The sequence below is a fragment of the Leeia speluncae genome (genome assembly GCF_020564625.1).
Classification (GTDB): domain Bacteria; phylum Pseudomonadota; class Gammaproteobacteria; order Burkholderiales; family Leeiaceae; genus Leeia; species Leeia speluncae.
Genome location: NZ_JAJBZT010000003.1, coordinates 321,085 through 335,348, shown reverse-complemented (window position 1 = coordinate 335,348; position 14,264 = coordinate 321,085). Strand labels below are relative to the sequence as shown.

Sequence of the window (14,264 nt, the reverse complement as noted above, 5' to 3'; positions counted from 1 at the left end):
AGTTTATTCAATCACGCATCGTGTGATTGTCGTTAGCAAAGAGAGATAAAAGGGCTGTTGGAATGATTGGTATTTTGCTTATTACGCATTATGGCTTGGGTAACAGTCTAAAGCAGTGCGCTGAGCATGTGTTTGGCCCTGATATTCCTGCGCTAGCAGTGTTGGGGATTGAAAAGGCGGATGACCCGGATCAAAAGATTGAGGAAGCAAAGGAAATACTGACTAGCCTCAATGCAGATGCCGGTGTTTTAGTGTTAACTGATCTATTCGGCGCCACCCCAGCAAATATTGCTAAACAATTGACGCAAATAAATAATGTGCACTGTATTTCTGGTGTGAACTTACCTATGCTTATTCGGTCTGTGTCATACCGCCATTTGCCGATGCCTGAGTTAATCGATAAAGCGATATCAGGTGCACATGATGGCATTATCGCGATCAAAGCAGATTAAAGTTGTCGCATTATTAGGCATTGTCTGATTGTGGAAAATAAAGGATTGCCATGTTTGAGCAAGAAGTAGAAATTATTAATAAGTTAGGCTTACACGCAAGAGCAAGTAGTAAGCTAACTCAATTGGCAACTTCTTTTAAATGTGAAGTATGGCTAACTAAAAATACCAAGCGTGTGAATGCCAAAAGTATTATGGGCGTCATGATGCTTGCAGCAGGTAAAGGTAGTAAAGTAAAAGTAGAGACCATTGGTGAGGACGAGGAGGCGGCGGGTGCTGCGCTAGTTCAGCTAATTGCGGATCGCTTTGGCGAAGGTGAGTAAACTGGTTTGATAGGAATGGTTTGGTTGAATAAAGAGGAGACACAATCATGAGCATTACCTTGCGAGGCGTTGCAGGCGCGGGTGGTATTGCGATTGGTCACGTTCATCTGGTGTCCGAGACAACAGTGGACGTTGTTCATCTTGTTCTGCCAGACGCGGATATTCCTGCTGAAGTTCAGCGCTTTGATGCGGCAATCAAAGAAACGCGTAAGCAACTAGAAATGTTGTGGGGCTCTATCCCCGATAATGCACCTGCAGAATTAGGATCGTTCCTTAGTTTGCATATTATGTTGCTAAACGACCCTGCGTTGTCGCGTGATCCACGGGGCTTGATTGAAGAGCAGCGTTGTAATGCTGAATGGGCGTTAAAACAGCAGCTTGAAGTGTTACTTGCTCAGTTTGATGAAATTGAAGAAGACTATCTGCGCGAGCGTCGTGCAGATGTGATTCAAGTTGCCGATCGAATTCTTAAAGTATTAGCGGGGCATGTGGCTTGCCACACCCATGCACAACTCGCCACCGATGAAGAAACTATTCTCGTCGCGCATGACCTTAGCCCTGCCGATATGGTGCAGTATAAGGACATCGAATTTGCCGCTTTTGTCACAGATGCTGGCGGTGCAACATCTCACACAGCCATTTTGGCTCGTAGTCTAGGTATTCCATCTGTCGTCGCAATGCACAATGCGAGAGAGCTCCTCAAAGAAGGGGAGTTAGTGATTGTCGATGGTACGCAAGGTATTGTAATTGCAGAGCCAGATGAAGAGGAACTCGCATATTATCGCCACCTTGCTGCAGCGTGGAATCAAAATAAGATCTCCTTAACCAAAATTCGAACAGAAGCCGCTGTCACCCTTGATAGCCAGCAAGTCGAATTAATGGGCAACATCGAACTGCCTCAAGATGTGGATGAGGTGTTTGAAAACGGTGCGAAATCTGTTGGACTATTTCGTAGTGAATTCCTCTTTTTGTCTAGAGATGATTTGCCTTCAGAAGATGAACAATTTGAAGCGTATAAGGCAGTTGCCAGCGCGTTAAATGGTGAATCAGTCACTATTCGTACCCTGGACATTGGTACCGACAAAATTCCAAGATGGTTTGAGCGTGGTTCAGGCATTAACCCTGCTTTGGGTTTGTGTGGTGTTCGATTAACTTTGGCGCAACCACATATTTTCCAGACGCAATTACGTGCGCTTTTACGTGCTTCTGCGTTTGGGAATATTCAAATTATGTTTCCATTATTGTCCGAATCTCGACAGATTCGGCAGTGCGTTCAACATGTTGAACTGGCTAAACAAACATTGCGTGAAGAAGGTTTACCTTTTAACGAAAATATTAAAATCGGCGGGATGGTCGAAATCCCTGCTGCGGCCATTAATGTTGCGGGCTTTTTAAAAGACTTGTCGTTTGTCTCTATCGGCACGAATGACCTCGTGCAGTACACCTTGGGCGTAGACCGTGGTGACGATCAAGTCGCGCATCTTTATAATCCGGCGCATCCAGCCGTCTTGCATTTACTTTCTCATGTGATTGGTACCGCCAATCGCTTGGGCAAAGAAGTGTCTGTGTGTGGCGAAATGGCCGGCGATCCACGCTTTACCCGATTACTACTGGGCATGGGCTTGCGTAAATTCTCTATGCATCCCGCTAGCTTATTGGCCGTGAAGCAAGTCGTTCGAACAACAGACACAGCATTGCTTGGTGAAAAAGTATCAGAAATCATCACGCAAGATGATGAAGACCTAGTTGCACCTTTATTGGATGCACTGAATGTCTGATCTGAAAACGGTAGTGCCTGACTTCCGCATTCGACCTGCGGATGCGATTGATTTTTCTAAAGTTCAGCGCGTACTCATGATAAAGCTTCGTCATCATGGCGATGTCTTGCTGAGTAGCCCCGTTCCTGCGGCAATTAAACGGCAATTTCCTCATGTTGAAGTCGATGCCTTGGTGTATGACGATACAGCGGCAATGCTCCAAAACCATCCAGATATCGCGCAGATACATTGCGTCGGTAGAAATTGGAAAAAAGGTGGCTGGCTAGCGCAGTTAAAAAATGAGTGGAAGCTACTCAAGACCTTGAAAGCTAGACAGTACGATTTGCTGGTGCACCTAACAGATGGACGTCGTGGTGCGACATTGGCCAAGCGCCTTAGTGTTGATTATAGTGTCGCCCCAAAGACTAATAAGCGTGGTTGGGCAAAGTCGTTTACGCATATCTTTTCTATCCCTCGGCAAGGCAATACACGTCATACGGTGGAGTATCACTTAGATGCACTTCGCCGGTTGGGCTTGCAACCAGATGCAGATCGCCGACTCGTGTTAAAGCCAGGTGAGCAAACCATTGCAAAAGTACAAGCTATCTTGGCTGAGCATCATCTTGTCTCAAAACGTTTTCTCCACATTCACCCTCCGTCGCGTTGGTTCTTTAAGTGCTGGCCTGTTGAAAAAATGGCGGAGTTAATCTCGCGTTTGCAAGCTGATGGATGGGCGATTGTGATGACCGGCGCGCCATCAGGTATTGAGCAGGAAATGAATCAAGCCATTATTGCTCGATTAAGTAAACCGGTTGTTAATTTAACCGGGCAACTTTCTTTGCCAGAACTCGCTGCATTAACTAGCTTTGCACGACTCTTTATTGGTGTCGACTCCGCGCCAATGCATATTGCAGCTGCCATGCAAACTCCTGTGGTCACCTTTTTTGGCCCATCAGGCGATGTCGAGTGGGCGCCATGGCAAGTCTCGCATCGCATCCTCAAGCAAACTATGGCCTGCCGTCCGTGCGGTTGGGATGGTTGCGGTGGTGGTAAGTTATCGGAGTGCTTAACGATGATTACTGTGGATGAGGCATACTCGGCAGTAAATGCACTTTTATCAGTGAGTGTTATTGAATGAAAATTGCCCTGATTCGGCAACGCTATAACTCTGCTGGTGGTGCTGAGCGGTTTGTTAGTCGAGCGTTGCAACTTTTATCTGGCGCCGGGGCAGACGTAACGCTGATTGCAAGGCGTTGGAAAAATGAACCAGCCAATTTTCAGACGATTCAGGTAGATCCTTTTTATTTGGGGAGTACTTGGCGGGACTTAGGCTTTGCGGTTAATGTTCGAAAGTTTTTGGCTTCCAGCCATTTTGACTTAGTGCAGTCACATGAGAGAATTCCTGGCGTCCAGTTGTATCGAGCTGGCGATGGTGTTCATCGCGCTTGGTTGATGCATCGCTCAAGAGGAAAGTCATTTTGGTCACGCTGGAGTCACTTATTCAGTCCTTATCATCGTTATGTGTGTCGCGCAGAGCGAAAAATGTTTCTCCATCCAAACTTGAAAGCTGTCATTTGTATTTCTAAGTTGGTCCAGGAGGAAGTGCATTTCCATTTTGGTTTGCCAAAATCGCAACTACCAATTGTTTATTTGGGGGTGGATGTTGAGCATTTTCATCCTCGTGCCCGTTTGCATCGTGAATCGATTCGAGAGCAACTTAAAACACCTGACGAGGCAAAAGTTTTGCTTTTTGTTGGCTCTGGCTTTCAACGAAAAGGCTTGGATACGATGATCCGCGCCTTGACTCTTTTAGATGAGAGTCATTACCTATGGGTTGTGGGGCGAGATAAGCGAGTTAAATTCTATCAGCAGATGGCTAAAAATTTAGGTGTTTCAGATCGCGTTCGTTTTTGTGGTGTGTTTGAGGATGTTCGCCCATATTATGGTGCAGCAGATGTTTTTACCATGCCTGCTGTATATGAGCCATTTGGAAACGTAAATATGGAGGCGATGGCATGTGGTCTTCCGATTTTAACTAGTTTTACTGCAGGTGCTGCTGATATGGTGCGAGATGGAGAAACTGGCTGGGTGATTGATGCTTTAGACCATCATGCAGCGGCTGCACAATTAAGAGATTGCGATTTATCGGTATTGTCAGAAATGGGTGATAATGCCCGCATAGTTGCATGCGAATATCGAATTGAGCATATGCTCGAAAGCCTTCAGGCTGTATATCAGCGCCTACTTCCCTAATCTGATTGTTTTTCATCTTTATATCTACAGATTGTTATAAAATACACAATTAAGTGTTGAAAATCAGAGAAATGTCTGTCAAACAAACCTCCAGTATTAGACTGTACCTGAGATTGTTAGGGTGTATAAAACCTTACTGGAAGGTCGTTATCATCGCTTTTTTAGCTACTCAGATAGCTGCGATTACAGAACCACTATTTGCATGGTTGCTTGGCCCTCTCATCAATATTAACTTTGGAGCAGGTTCTCAGCAGCTTCCCGGTATATTAAGCAAGCTTGGGGCGCTTTTCGGGGACGTAAAAGTCGGTCATCTCCAAACACTTAGCCCAATTGTGATTCCGTTACTACTGATTGCAATTTTTTTGTTGCGCGGTATTTCAACATTTATTTCTGACTACACAGCAACATGGCTCTCAAATAGATTGGTGACGGATCTACGAGTTGAGATGTTTAATCGGGTACTGCGTTTGCCGATTTCATATTTTGATGAGCATCCTTCTGGTCATGTGATGTCACGCATAACTAGCGATGTTAGTAGTGTTACTGGGGCCGGTCTTAGTGTTTTGACGATCGTGCTAAAGGACTCAGTGACTGTCATTGGACAATTAGCATTGATGTTATATATCGATTGGCGCTTGACGCTAATCACGCTTGCTGCACTTCCTTTAACTGGGTTTAGTATACGTGCGGCAGGAAAGCGTTTGAGAGGGTTAAATCGCTTTCAGCAAGAGGCAATGCGTCTGCTGACTCAACAGTTGCAGGAAAGCATTCAAAATATCAAATTGGTCAAAATCAACAATGGGCAAGTAAATGAGTCTTCTCATTTTTCGCTTTCAGCAAATAAGGTTCGTCAATTAGCAGTAAAACAAACATCTGCAAGTTCTGCAAATTCAGCAATCGTGCAATTGTTGATCGCTGTCGCGCTTGCAGTTGTTATCTACTATGCGAGTTTACGTTCTGCCGCTGGCGCGATGAGTGCGGGGGACTTTATGTCTTTCTTAACCGCTATGCTAATGTTATCTCAGCCAGTGCAGCGTCTAACACGCGTCAATGAGTCGCTGCAAAAAGGGTTGGCGGCGGCAGAAAGTGTGTTTGGACTAATAGATGAGGTGCCTGAGAGCGACGTGGGGCAGAAATGTTTGGCTAGCAACCCGCTGAATGTCACGTTTGATCAAGTGACGTTTCAATATGCTCGCGCTGATGTCCCCGCTATTAAATCGCTAAGTGTTCAGATTGATGCAGGCAAAACGGTTGCATTTGTCGGTAGTTCGGGTAGTGGGAAGTCGACTCTCGTACAACTACTAACGCGTTTTTACGCTGTAGATAGTGGAACGATTTTGATAAATGGACTAGATCTCAATGAGATTCAGCTTTCAGACTTAAGGCAGCAAATTGCCTTTGTGTCACAAGATATTATGTTATTCAATGACACAATTGCTAACAATATTACTTATGGATTAAACCGGGTGGTAACTTTGGCAGAGTTAAAGTCTGCGGCTGAAAGTGCAAATGCCTTGAGCTTTATTGAGCAGTTGCCTGGTGGATTTGATTCGATGATCGGGGAGCGTGGTGCCCGCTTATCAGGTGGGCAACGTCAACGTATTGCTATCGCAAGGGCCATTTTGAAAGATGCGCCACTATTAATATTGGATGAAGCAACCTCCGCGCTTGATAACGAATCAGAAAGACTTGTCCAAGAGGCTTTGGAAAGATTGATGCGTAATCGCACGACAATGGTGATTGCTCATCGATTGAGCACAATTGAACGAGCAGATCAAATTTGTGTGATGAAGGATGGGCAGATTGTAGAAACGGGAACTCATTCGGATTTAATTTCGAAGCAGGGTGATTATTTCCGACTTTGGCAATCTCAATTTAAAGAGCAGGAAAAGGATTTAGGGCAATGAAGTTGGCTCCAAATGCAAACGTACTCGTCATTAATGTTTCAAGAATTGGTGACACATTATTGGCTACTCCTGCACTACAATCAATCAAAGCTCAAATTCCTAACGGGAAACTAACCGTACTTGGTCATCCAAAACGGGTGAGTGTTCTCAAGCATTTGCCGTTTATTGATGAAATTGGTGCAATAACCCCTTCCCGATCTGTATTTAAACGCTGGCTTGTGCGAAAAAATCAATTTGATGTTGCTATTGTGTATGGCCGAGACCTGCCTTTATTGCGCTTTGCTCGCAAAGCCGCTAAATACACGGTGGGAGAGTCTCAAGCTAAACTAGAGTATCACCGATATCTAGATGTCGTTGCCCGCCCTAAAGAAAAAATGATGCATGCGGTAGAACAGGCTTTGTTGTTACCTAGCGCAATTGGTATTTCTACTAAAGATAAAAGGCTATCTTATCTAGTTTCTTCAGATGAGCAGATTAGAGCCAAAGAATGGATTGATCGGCACGGATTGAGCGGTAAAACCTTAATTGGACTGCAGGTGTCTAGCTTTCCCACAAAGTCATATAGAGATTGGCCTGTTCACCGCTTTGCTGAATTAATAGATTGGCTTTCTTCTGATGATATTCAGCGGCGTTTTATTATTTTGGGGGATAAACTCTCTACTCCTAAAGCCAAAATGCTACACGCACAATTCCCTGATTTGGTAGTTGATGCGACTGGAGAGTTTGACTTACGTTCAAATGCAGCGTTGGTTTCCTGCTTGTCTCTCTATGTTGGTGTGGATACTGGACCCACTCATTTAGCTGGTGCATTAAGGATCCCAATGGTGGCGTTGTATCATCCGATGCACCCTTCTTCTGTATATGGGCCGCTGGAGCATGCCTCGGCCATTCTAATCGATCATCCCGCGTTAGGCTCCGGCAGAGTCAAGCCCGAATGTGAAATGAGCGACATTCAAGTGGCGTCTGTGTACGAGCCTGCTACTAGATTACTGAGTAAATGATGAATTCAACTAAAAAATTAAAAATTGTACATACCGAAGCATCATGCGGTTGGGGTGGGCAGGAAATTCGTATCTTAAGTGAAACCGATGGGATGTTAGCAAAAGGACATAATGTTACAGTTGTCTGTGTTGAACACTCCCCTCTGCACAGAGAGTCTTTGGCTAGAGGTATTCCTGTAGTTGGATTACCTATTGGAAAGAAGCGTCTGCCAGGCTTGCTTGCGATGTATTCTTGGTTGAAAAAAAACCAACCAGATGTGGTGAATACCCATAGTTCAACAGATAGTTGGTTAGTTGCACTTTCCTCTTTGTTTCTTCTCCGTGCACCTGCAATTGTTCGGACTCGTCATATTTCTGCGCCGATTAACAATAAGTGGACGACGCGTTGGCTGTACCAACGCGCGACAGATTGGATTGTGACAACTGGTGTTAAACTAAGAGATACCCTTGTACAGGATAATGGCTATCAGCCCGACAGAATCACGTCTGTGGCAACAGGAATTGATCCTGCTATTTTTTATCCGAAGAATAAAGAGGCGACTCGCTCAGCGCTAGGGCTATCTACATCTGCTCGATATTTAGGCATTGTGGCCACCTTACGGACATGGAAGGGTCATATTTATCTGATTGAAGCATTAAAGAATCTGCCTGAAGATGTGGTCTTGTTGATCGTTGGTGATGGCCCAAATAAAGTCAATATTGAAAAGTCGGTTCAAGAAAACAAACTAGTGCATCGTGTTCAATTTATAGGGCAGCAGAAAAATGTTGCCGACTGGTTAAATGCGATTGATATGCTGGTTCTTCCTTCTTATGCGAATGAAGGGGTTCCCCAAACCCTTATGCAAGGCATGTTGTGCAAAACGCCGATAGTGACTACAGACGTAGGAAGTATTCCCGAAATTATTCAGAATGAAAAAACTGGATTAGTAGTCGAGCCAAAGAATAGTTCCCAGTTAGGGCTAGCCATCTCTCGATTACTAACTAGTCCTGATGAGGCGACAATATTTGCAACACATGCATATGAGCATGCAGTGGCCTTCTACACCAAAGATAAAATGATTGAGCAGATGGAGCAGATCTTTCTACGAGTAAGCTTGGAGAAGCAAAGCTAATGAAAGTATTGATCAGTTATTTTGCCAGAGAGGACTCAATACCATTAGGTCACTCGTGTGCAAGAGGATTGCAGGAGTTAGGGCATGCTGCATTTGTTTTTGATAGTCAGGCAGAACATCCACTTGAATTATATTGTGTTAAATACATCAATAAAATTATAAAAGCAATTTCCAATAAAAAGTACTCGTTAAGTGACGAGCGCCGTATTTCAAATGCTAGATATCGCGAGTCTCAGTTAGAGTCCGCTATAAAAAGAGAAAATCCAGATGTGATTATTATTATCAGGGGTAATGGGTACTCTTCTGATTTTCTTCAATACATAAAAAATACATACAAAGTTAAATTGGTTGGATGGTGGGTCAAGGATCCACGATCAGGCATGGAAATGCTAAATGATGCAGCCAGCTACGATCATTATTATTGTATCCATCAATTTGGATACGATGTTGATTCTGGTATTGAGTATTTGCCTGCTTTAGCCATAGATAGACATTTATATCCACGGGCGGCATCTCGTGAAGAGATTTGCCTCACTCATGATGTTGTTCTTGTTGGTGGCTATAGTAGTAGAAGAGAGTTATATCTAGAGGGGTGGGGTGATTTGCCTCTTGAGATATATGGTCCGGGATGGCGGAAGCAGAAACGTATGTTCCATCCACTGTACAAACGTGCTTGGCAACAAAGGGGTATTTGGGGTAAAGATCTAGTCAATTTATATCACCAGACGAAAATTGTAATAAATATTACTAGCTGGGACCCTGCAAAACTCACTGGGCAAAACCTTCGTTTGTATGATGTGCCTGCTACAGGCACTTTTCTGATTACAGATGACTCGCCTGAAGTACGGGATATGTTTAAGGTGGGAAAAGAAATTGAGGTGTTCTCTAGTTCAGAGGAGCTTGCGGATAAAACCAAATATTATTTAGCTAATTCACAAGCTAGGGAATTAATCGCATTAAATGGATATTTTGCAACTCAGAGGATGCCATCCTATAAAGACCGGATGGCTTCAATTATGGGGAAAATTTGATGTTTGGCCTTAGGTGCTAATCTATGTTAAAGATTGATAACTTGCAGTCAATAAACAAGATACGAGTTTTTTTGGGGTGTTTGATTGCATTTTTAATGCCATTCAATCATGTGATGGCATTGAAAATGTTTGCTTTGTTCTTATGTTTTGTGCTTGCCCTTCCTCTTCTGGGAAAAACATTTAGAAAAAATGGTTTGCTCTATATTTTCCTTTTTTGGGTAGGCGCCGTATTTCTTTCAGTATTTTATTCAGTTGATATAAGATATTCCCTATCTGAATATAAATCTGATTTCTTTTATTCGTTAATTGGCTTTGTGTGTATATATCAGGTGTCTCTAGAAAGGCCCGTATTAATTGCAAAAAGTATTTTTTTTGGTTGGTTGACAAATGCCGTGCTCGGATTGCTTTGGTTTTTCTCTGGGCGCTCGGTGGATTGGTTTTATTGGCAACATGGAGTTGGTCAATATTCTACATATCTCGTAATTGTCACTCCTTTTATAATTTGGTTCCTAAAAAATAAGCCGTGGTATTGTGTCGGCGCTATTTTTTTTAATTTGTGTTTACTAGTTCTGGTTCCAAATAGAATGGCGTGGATTTGTTTGCTTTTTTATTTTGTTTTTTTTGCTGGTTTTTTTTACAAGAAAATTCGCTTTGGGTTGAATAAAAAAATTCTTTCTATTGGCGGAATTGTGCTGTTTGCTTTGATTGCTGGATTGTTAATTCAAATAAAATCGAAACCGGTTAATGCATTGGCGCCAGAGGTTTCAGGCAATGTTGAAATTATTAAGACTTTTACACAGAATGAACGCTTTGGCATGTGGAAGTTTTGGTTGGAGAAAGGTCAAGAGCATCAGTGGCTGGGGGTGGGATATGGTAAGTCATTACCAAGCCGGTTATATATAGATCAAATGCCTACATCTTGGTTTTCCTTAATGAAGGCTCATGCGCATAATATTTTCATAAATACATGGCTTCAAAGTGGATGGCTTGGTTTGTTGGCGTTTTGCATGTTTATTTATGCACTCTGTCGAAAATTTTACTTGCAAAAAGATATTAGCGATAAGCACCGCTTACTTTCCTATGCGGTCCTTATGATTGTCGGGGGTGCTGTGTTGAAAAATTTTACGGATGATTTTTTTTCCCGAAATACTATGTTTATAGTTTTTGGCTTATTTGGATATTGGTTGGCAATTTTAAATTTAGTTAACTCTGCGGGTGATAATAATGCACATTGTGCAAATTAATCTTCAGCGAAACTTAGGCGGCGGTGAGGTTTATGCTCATTTTCTATGTAAAACGCTGACGCAACTAGGTATTAAATCTACCCTGCTGAAAGGGGACGATGCGGCATGTTGGGAGTTGCTAGACATGGGGGGTACTTCAGTGGTGTCTATCTCGGATTTTAATCCTGAGTTGTACAACGTTGACGAGACCATTTTTATTAGCCATGGGCCTATGAATGATGAATTAAAGCGTTTACTCGTAAGTAAGTTTTCATGTTGGGCGATTGCTCACATGCCCATGTATGGCAGAAATCCAAGAGTCTATGATGGCTATGACCAAGTTTTTGGAGTGTCCCAATATGTGGTTGATGGCTTAAAGAACGCTGGTGTTGCGAATGTATATGATGAGCCTTTATATGGGATTGCTGATTTAGACCGTCTTGATAGATCTGATACCTCTGCTTTCATTCAAAATTCTTATTTTGATTGGGATAGAAGAAAGGGGCGAGATGTACTGTTTTCTTATTTAGAACCATTCTGGCGTTTTTTTCAATCCGAAGTACCTTATACGAAGGTAATAAAAGGAATTTCTTTGGGTGTGGTTTCAAGAATTACACCAATTAAACAATTCCCTATTTTATTTAAAAGCATAGTCCCTGTTTTGCAAAAATACCCCCATGTAACACTAGATATTTTTGGTGCCGGGGGGTATGCATCTGTTAGAGATCTAAAGAAGGTGCTAAGCCCGATTCGTTCTCAAGTCCGTTTCTGGGGGGAACAACGCAATGTCGCCCAAGTATATAGTGTTATTGATGTATTGTTAGTGGGTTTGCCAGAGAAAGAAGCATTTGGCCTCAATGTACTGGAAGCGCAAGCTTGCAAAGTGCCAGTGCTAGCGGTGAATGCACCTCCTTTTGTTGAGACAGTTAAAAACCGTGTAAATGGTTGGCTATACACTGATCCTCGACAGGACAACGGCGCTGACTTTGAACGAGCATTAAACGAAGTGCTTCGTAAGGAATACAAGCACTGGAATGTTTGTTTAGATGATAAATTTACATTTGATCGGTATGTGGAGCGTATAGATAAAATGTTACGTTCAGTAGCGCCAATTGAAGGTTGATTTATTTTGAAAATATTATTAATACATAGAAATAATATTGGTGATCTAATATGTGCAACGCCATTTATTGAAATCTTGCGGATTAGGTACCCAGAAGCAATTATTGATGCCTTAGTTAATAGTTATAATCACGAGGTTTTGCAAAATAACCCTAATCTTAACTATATATATATATATACAAAAGGTAAGCATCGATCTAAAGGTGAGTCCCTTTTTTGCGTATATTGGAATCGGCTGAGGACAATTTTCCTCTTGCGTAAAAAGTCGTACGATTACGCTTTAATTCTTACATCAGACCCTTCTGGAAGGGCCTTGTCGCTAGCAAATAGAATTGCACCTAATAAAATTATTTGCCTCTCAGATACGGCTACTGTAAAAAATAATGTTACAACTTTAGAAACGCCTTTGAACTGTCACGCGGTTGAGACTCTTTATCCGATAGCGACTGCATTAGATGTTAATGTAACTCACTGTAATCTTCAGATTTTTCCAGACGCCAAGCTTGTTGAGCATTACTTGGCTACTTGTTATCAAGCGTTGCGTGGCTTTAATGGGCTTACCATCGCTGTTCATATTTCGTCACGAAAAAAATCGCAGAGATGGCCTACGGAAATGTTCATTGAACTTATTTCACGACTATGCCAGTCTGAAGATGCAAAGATTTTACTGTTGTGGTCACCAGGGGATGCGCAGTCTGCAGGACACCCAGGAGATGATGCCAAAGCTAGAGACATTTTAAATGCAACCAAACATCTTAATGTGTTGCCAGCACCTACTTTGTCCTTAACAGAGTTATTTGCAACAGTATCACTTGCTGACTTGATGATCTGTAGTGATGGTGGGGCAATGCATGTGGCTGCTGCATTAAAGAAACCTATAATATGTTTTTTTGGAGATTCTAATCCTCGAACTTGGGGGCCATGGATGGTTCCTAACATCGTGCTTCAAAAAGAGTCGAAAGAGGTCAAAGATATTTTGGTTGATGAGGTGCTTGCTTCGTTTCACCAACTAAAAACGACGGCAATGCTAAGCTGAAGCACCCCTTTTAATTGATTTAAAAAAACATAACTGAAGTTAGCTAGAACAGTCGTTGAGGTCATGCCATTGAAAATCTTATTTTTGAACTGTGAATACCCCTTTTTAGAGAGGGCGTTTGAGTCTTTGGGACATGAAACAGTTCATAATGTGAATGATCTACAAAACGTAGACATGACAATACTCAGCATGAAATATGCAGCAAAAAGACCTTTTGAACTGTATAAAATATATAGCAAAAAACGACTTGGACCGGTGGTGGTTTGGGATCGAGATGGTCCATCGCATATGGGAGAAAAGGCGTGGAGGTTGTGGGTTCTAAAACATTTTCGTTGTATGGACCTTTATGCTACCCATACCTTGCAAGATGCAGGGCTTTTTTCGAATGAGGTTTTGTATTTTGCAAATGCTGCATGTACGTTTTCATATAATTTAAATGGTGCTAACTTGGCATCATTGAGAGATGCTTCAACATACAAGTATGATGTGACTTTTTTTGGTGAGACAAACGGAGAAAGGTTTCCAGAAATGCTGCCTAGAGCAGAATTTTTGAAAGCTTTGGCAGTTCAACTTGATAAACTAGATATTAGTTATTCCTTTTATCCTCCAAAAATGTCATTGGAAGAGCAAATCTCTTTTATTCAGTCTTCAAAAATTAATTTAAATTTTCATGCTGGTTGTGATACGCGTTGGCAAGGTGGTTGGCGTGGGCAGCCAAAAAGCTGGGGGCTTCCTGAAAGATGCTATGGAGTGCCTGCAACAGGAGGTTTTTTGCTCTCAGATGAGAGAGTTCATTATAAAGACGATTTTTCTCCTGATGAATACTGTACTTTCTCTGATCTAGATGATTGTGTTACGAAGATTCGCTATTACATTTCGAACTTTGAAGCATCACGAGTGATTGCGGAGAAAGCGTACAAAAAAACGCACTCTTCGCATACATACGTTCATCGAGCCACAAGGCTGCTAGATTTTTATTCTTATTGGAAAGAAATGCAAAAATTTAAATAGTTTTTGAGTTTTTATCTTTAATTATCTAACATGCTAATT

13 protein-coding genes are annotated in these 14,264 nt (G+C 42.3%); all 13 read left to right on the top strand.

Annotated elements, in window-relative coordinates; translation table 11 throughout:
* Nucleotides 1-62 precede the first annotated feature (62 nt).
* The 13 genes from LIN78_RS07500 to LIN78_RS07440 all read left to right on the top strand — a co-directional run bounded on the left by LIN78_RS07500 (nucleotide 63) and on the right by LIN78_RS07440 (nucleotide 14,225).
* The gene (locus LIN78_RS07500; protein WP_227180106.1) at nucleotides 63-452 is read left to right on the top strand and encodes a PTS sugar transporter subunit IIA; all 390 of its coding nucleotides are present in this window, start codon (nucleotides 63-65) and stop codon (nucleotides 450-452) included.
* Between the two features lie 50 nt (nucleotides 453-502).
* Nucleotides 503-772, top strand: a complete 270-nt coding sequence (locus LIN78_RS07495; RefSeq protein ID WP_227180104.1) for an HPr family phosphocarrier protein — start codon at nucleotides 503-505, stop codon at nucleotides 770-772.
* Nucleotides 773-819: 47 nt separating this feature from the next.
* Nucleotides 820-2,550, top strand: coding sequence for a phosphoenolpyruvate--protein phosphotransferase (ptsP, locus tag LIN78_RS07490; protein WP_227180102.1), 1,731 nt, complete (start codon nucleotides 820-822; stop codon nucleotides 2,548-2,550).
* Complete coding sequence (gene rfaQ, locus LIN78_RS07485; protein ID WP_227180100.1) at nucleotides 2,543-3,667, top strand: putative lipopolysaccharide heptosyltransferase III; 1,125 nt, start codon at nucleotides 2,543-2,545, stop codon at nucleotides 3,665-3,667. Before ptsP ends, rfaQ begins: the two co-directional genes overlap by 8 nt.
* Nucleotides 3,664-4,782 carry a glycosyltransferase family 4 protein gene (locus tag LIN78_RS07480; RefSeq protein WP_227180098.1) on the top strand — a complete coding sequence of 373 codons (1,119 nt, stop codon included), beginning with the start codon at nucleotides 3,664-3,666 and terminating at the stop codon, nucleotides 4,780-4,782. Before rfaQ ends, LIN78_RS07480 begins: the two co-directional genes overlap by 4 nt.
* Before the next feature lie 71 nt (nucleotides 4,783-4,853).
* Nucleotides 4,854-6,689, top strand: a complete 1,836-nt coding sequence (gene msbA / locus LIN78_RS07475; protein WP_227180096.1) for a lipid A export permease/ATP-binding protein MsbA — start codon at nucleotides 4,854-4,856, stop codon at nucleotides 6,687-6,689.
* Nucleotides 6,686-7,690, top strand: coding sequence for a glycosyltransferase family 9 protein (locus LIN78_RS07470; protein ID WP_227180094.1), 1,005 nt, complete (start codon nucleotides 6,686-6,688; stop codon nucleotides 7,688-7,690). Before msbA ends, LIN78_RS07470 begins: the two co-directional genes overlap by 4 nt.
* A complete protein-coding gene (locus tag LIN78_RS07465; RefSeq protein WP_227180092.1) occupies nucleotides 7,687-8,802 on the top strand; it encodes a glycosyltransferase family 4 protein in 1,116 nt (371 codons plus the stop codon). The genes LIN78_RS07470 and LIN78_RS07465 overlap by 4 nt, the downstream gene beginning before the upstream one ends.
* Nucleotides 8,802-9,833 carry a CgeB family protein gene (locus LIN78_RS07460; protein WP_227180090.1) on the top strand — a complete coding sequence of 344 codons (1,032 nt, stop codon included), beginning with the start codon at nucleotides 8,802-8,804 and terminating at the stop codon, nucleotides 9,831-9,833. The genes LIN78_RS07465 and LIN78_RS07460 overlap by 1 nt, the downstream gene beginning before the upstream one ends.
* Nucleotides 9,834-9,856: 23 nt before the next feature.
* The gene (locus LIN78_RS07455) at nucleotides 9,857-11,077 is read left to right on the top strand and encodes an O-antigen ligase family protein (RefSeq protein ID WP_227180087.1); all 1,221 of its coding nucleotides are present in this window, start codon (nucleotides 9,857-9,859) and stop codon (nucleotides 11,075-11,077) included.
* Nucleotides 11,058-12,179, top strand: a complete 1,122-nt coding sequence (locus LIN78_RS07450; RefSeq protein ID WP_227180085.1) for a glycosyltransferase family 4 protein — start codon at nucleotides 11,058-11,060, stop codon at nucleotides 12,177-12,179. Before LIN78_RS07455 ends, LIN78_RS07450 begins: the two co-directional genes overlap by 20 nt.
* A 6-nt stretch (nucleotides 12,180-12,185) precedes the next feature.
* The gene (locus LIN78_RS07445) at nucleotides 12,186-13,214 is read left to right on the top strand and encodes a glycosyltransferase family 9 protein (protein WP_227180083.1); all 1,029 of its coding nucleotides are present in this window, start codon (nucleotides 12,186-12,188) and stop codon (nucleotides 13,212-13,214) included.
* A 69-nt stretch (nucleotides 13,215-13,283) separates the two neighbouring features.
* Nucleotides 13,284-14,225, top strand: a complete 942-nt coding sequence (locus LIN78_RS07440; protein ID WP_227180081.1) for a glycosyltransferase family protein — start codon at nucleotides 13,284-13,286, stop codon at nucleotides 14,223-14,225.
* Nucleotides 14,226-14,264 lie beyond the last annotated feature (39 nt).

Excerpts from the sequence above, each read along its gene's own strand:
- rfaQ (WP_227180100.1), top strand. The coding sequence starts at position 2,543 with ATGTCTGATCTGAAAACGGTAGTGCCTGACTTCCGCATTCGACCTGCG.
- LIN78_RS07455 (WP_227180087.1), top strand. The coding sequence starts at position 9,857 with ATGTTAAAGATTGATAACTTGCAGTCAATAAACAAGATACGAGTTTTT.
- LIN78_RS07480 (WP_227180098.1), top strand. The coding sequence starts at position 3,664 with ATGAAAATTGCCCTGATTCGGCAACGCTATAACTCTGCTGGTGGTGCT.
- LIN78_RS07450 (WP_227180085.1), top strand. The coding sequence starts at position 11,058 with ATGCACATTGTGCAAATTAATCTTCAGCGAAACTTAGGCGGCGGTGAG.
- LIN78_RS07495 (WP_227180104.1), top strand. The coding sequence starts at position 503 with ATGTTTGAGCAAGAAGTAGAAATTATTAATAAGTTAGGCTTACACGCA.
- msbA (WP_227180096.1), top strand. The coding sequence starts at position 4,854 with ATGTCTGTCAAACAAACCTCCAGTATTAGACTGTACCTGAGATTGTTA.
- LIN78_RS07465 (WP_227180092.1), top strand. The coding sequence starts at position 7,687 with ATGATGAATTCAACTAAAAAATTAAAAATTGTACATACCGAAGCATCA.
- LIN78_RS07500 (WP_227180106.1), top strand. The coding sequence starts at position 63 with ATGATTGGTATTTTGCTTATTACGCATTATGGCTTGGGTAACAGTCTA.
- ptsP (WP_227180102.1), top strand. The coding sequence starts at position 820 with ATGAGCATTACCTTGCGAGGCGTTGCAGGCGCGGGTGGTATTGCGATT.
- LIN78_RS07470 (WP_227180094.1), top strand. The coding sequence starts at position 6,686 with ATGAAGTTGGCTCCAAATGCAAACGTACTCGTCATTAATGTTTCAAGA.
- LIN78_RS07460 (WP_227180090.1), top strand. The coding sequence starts at position 8,802 with ATGAAAGTATTGATCAGTTATTTTGCCAGAGAGGACTCAATACCATTA.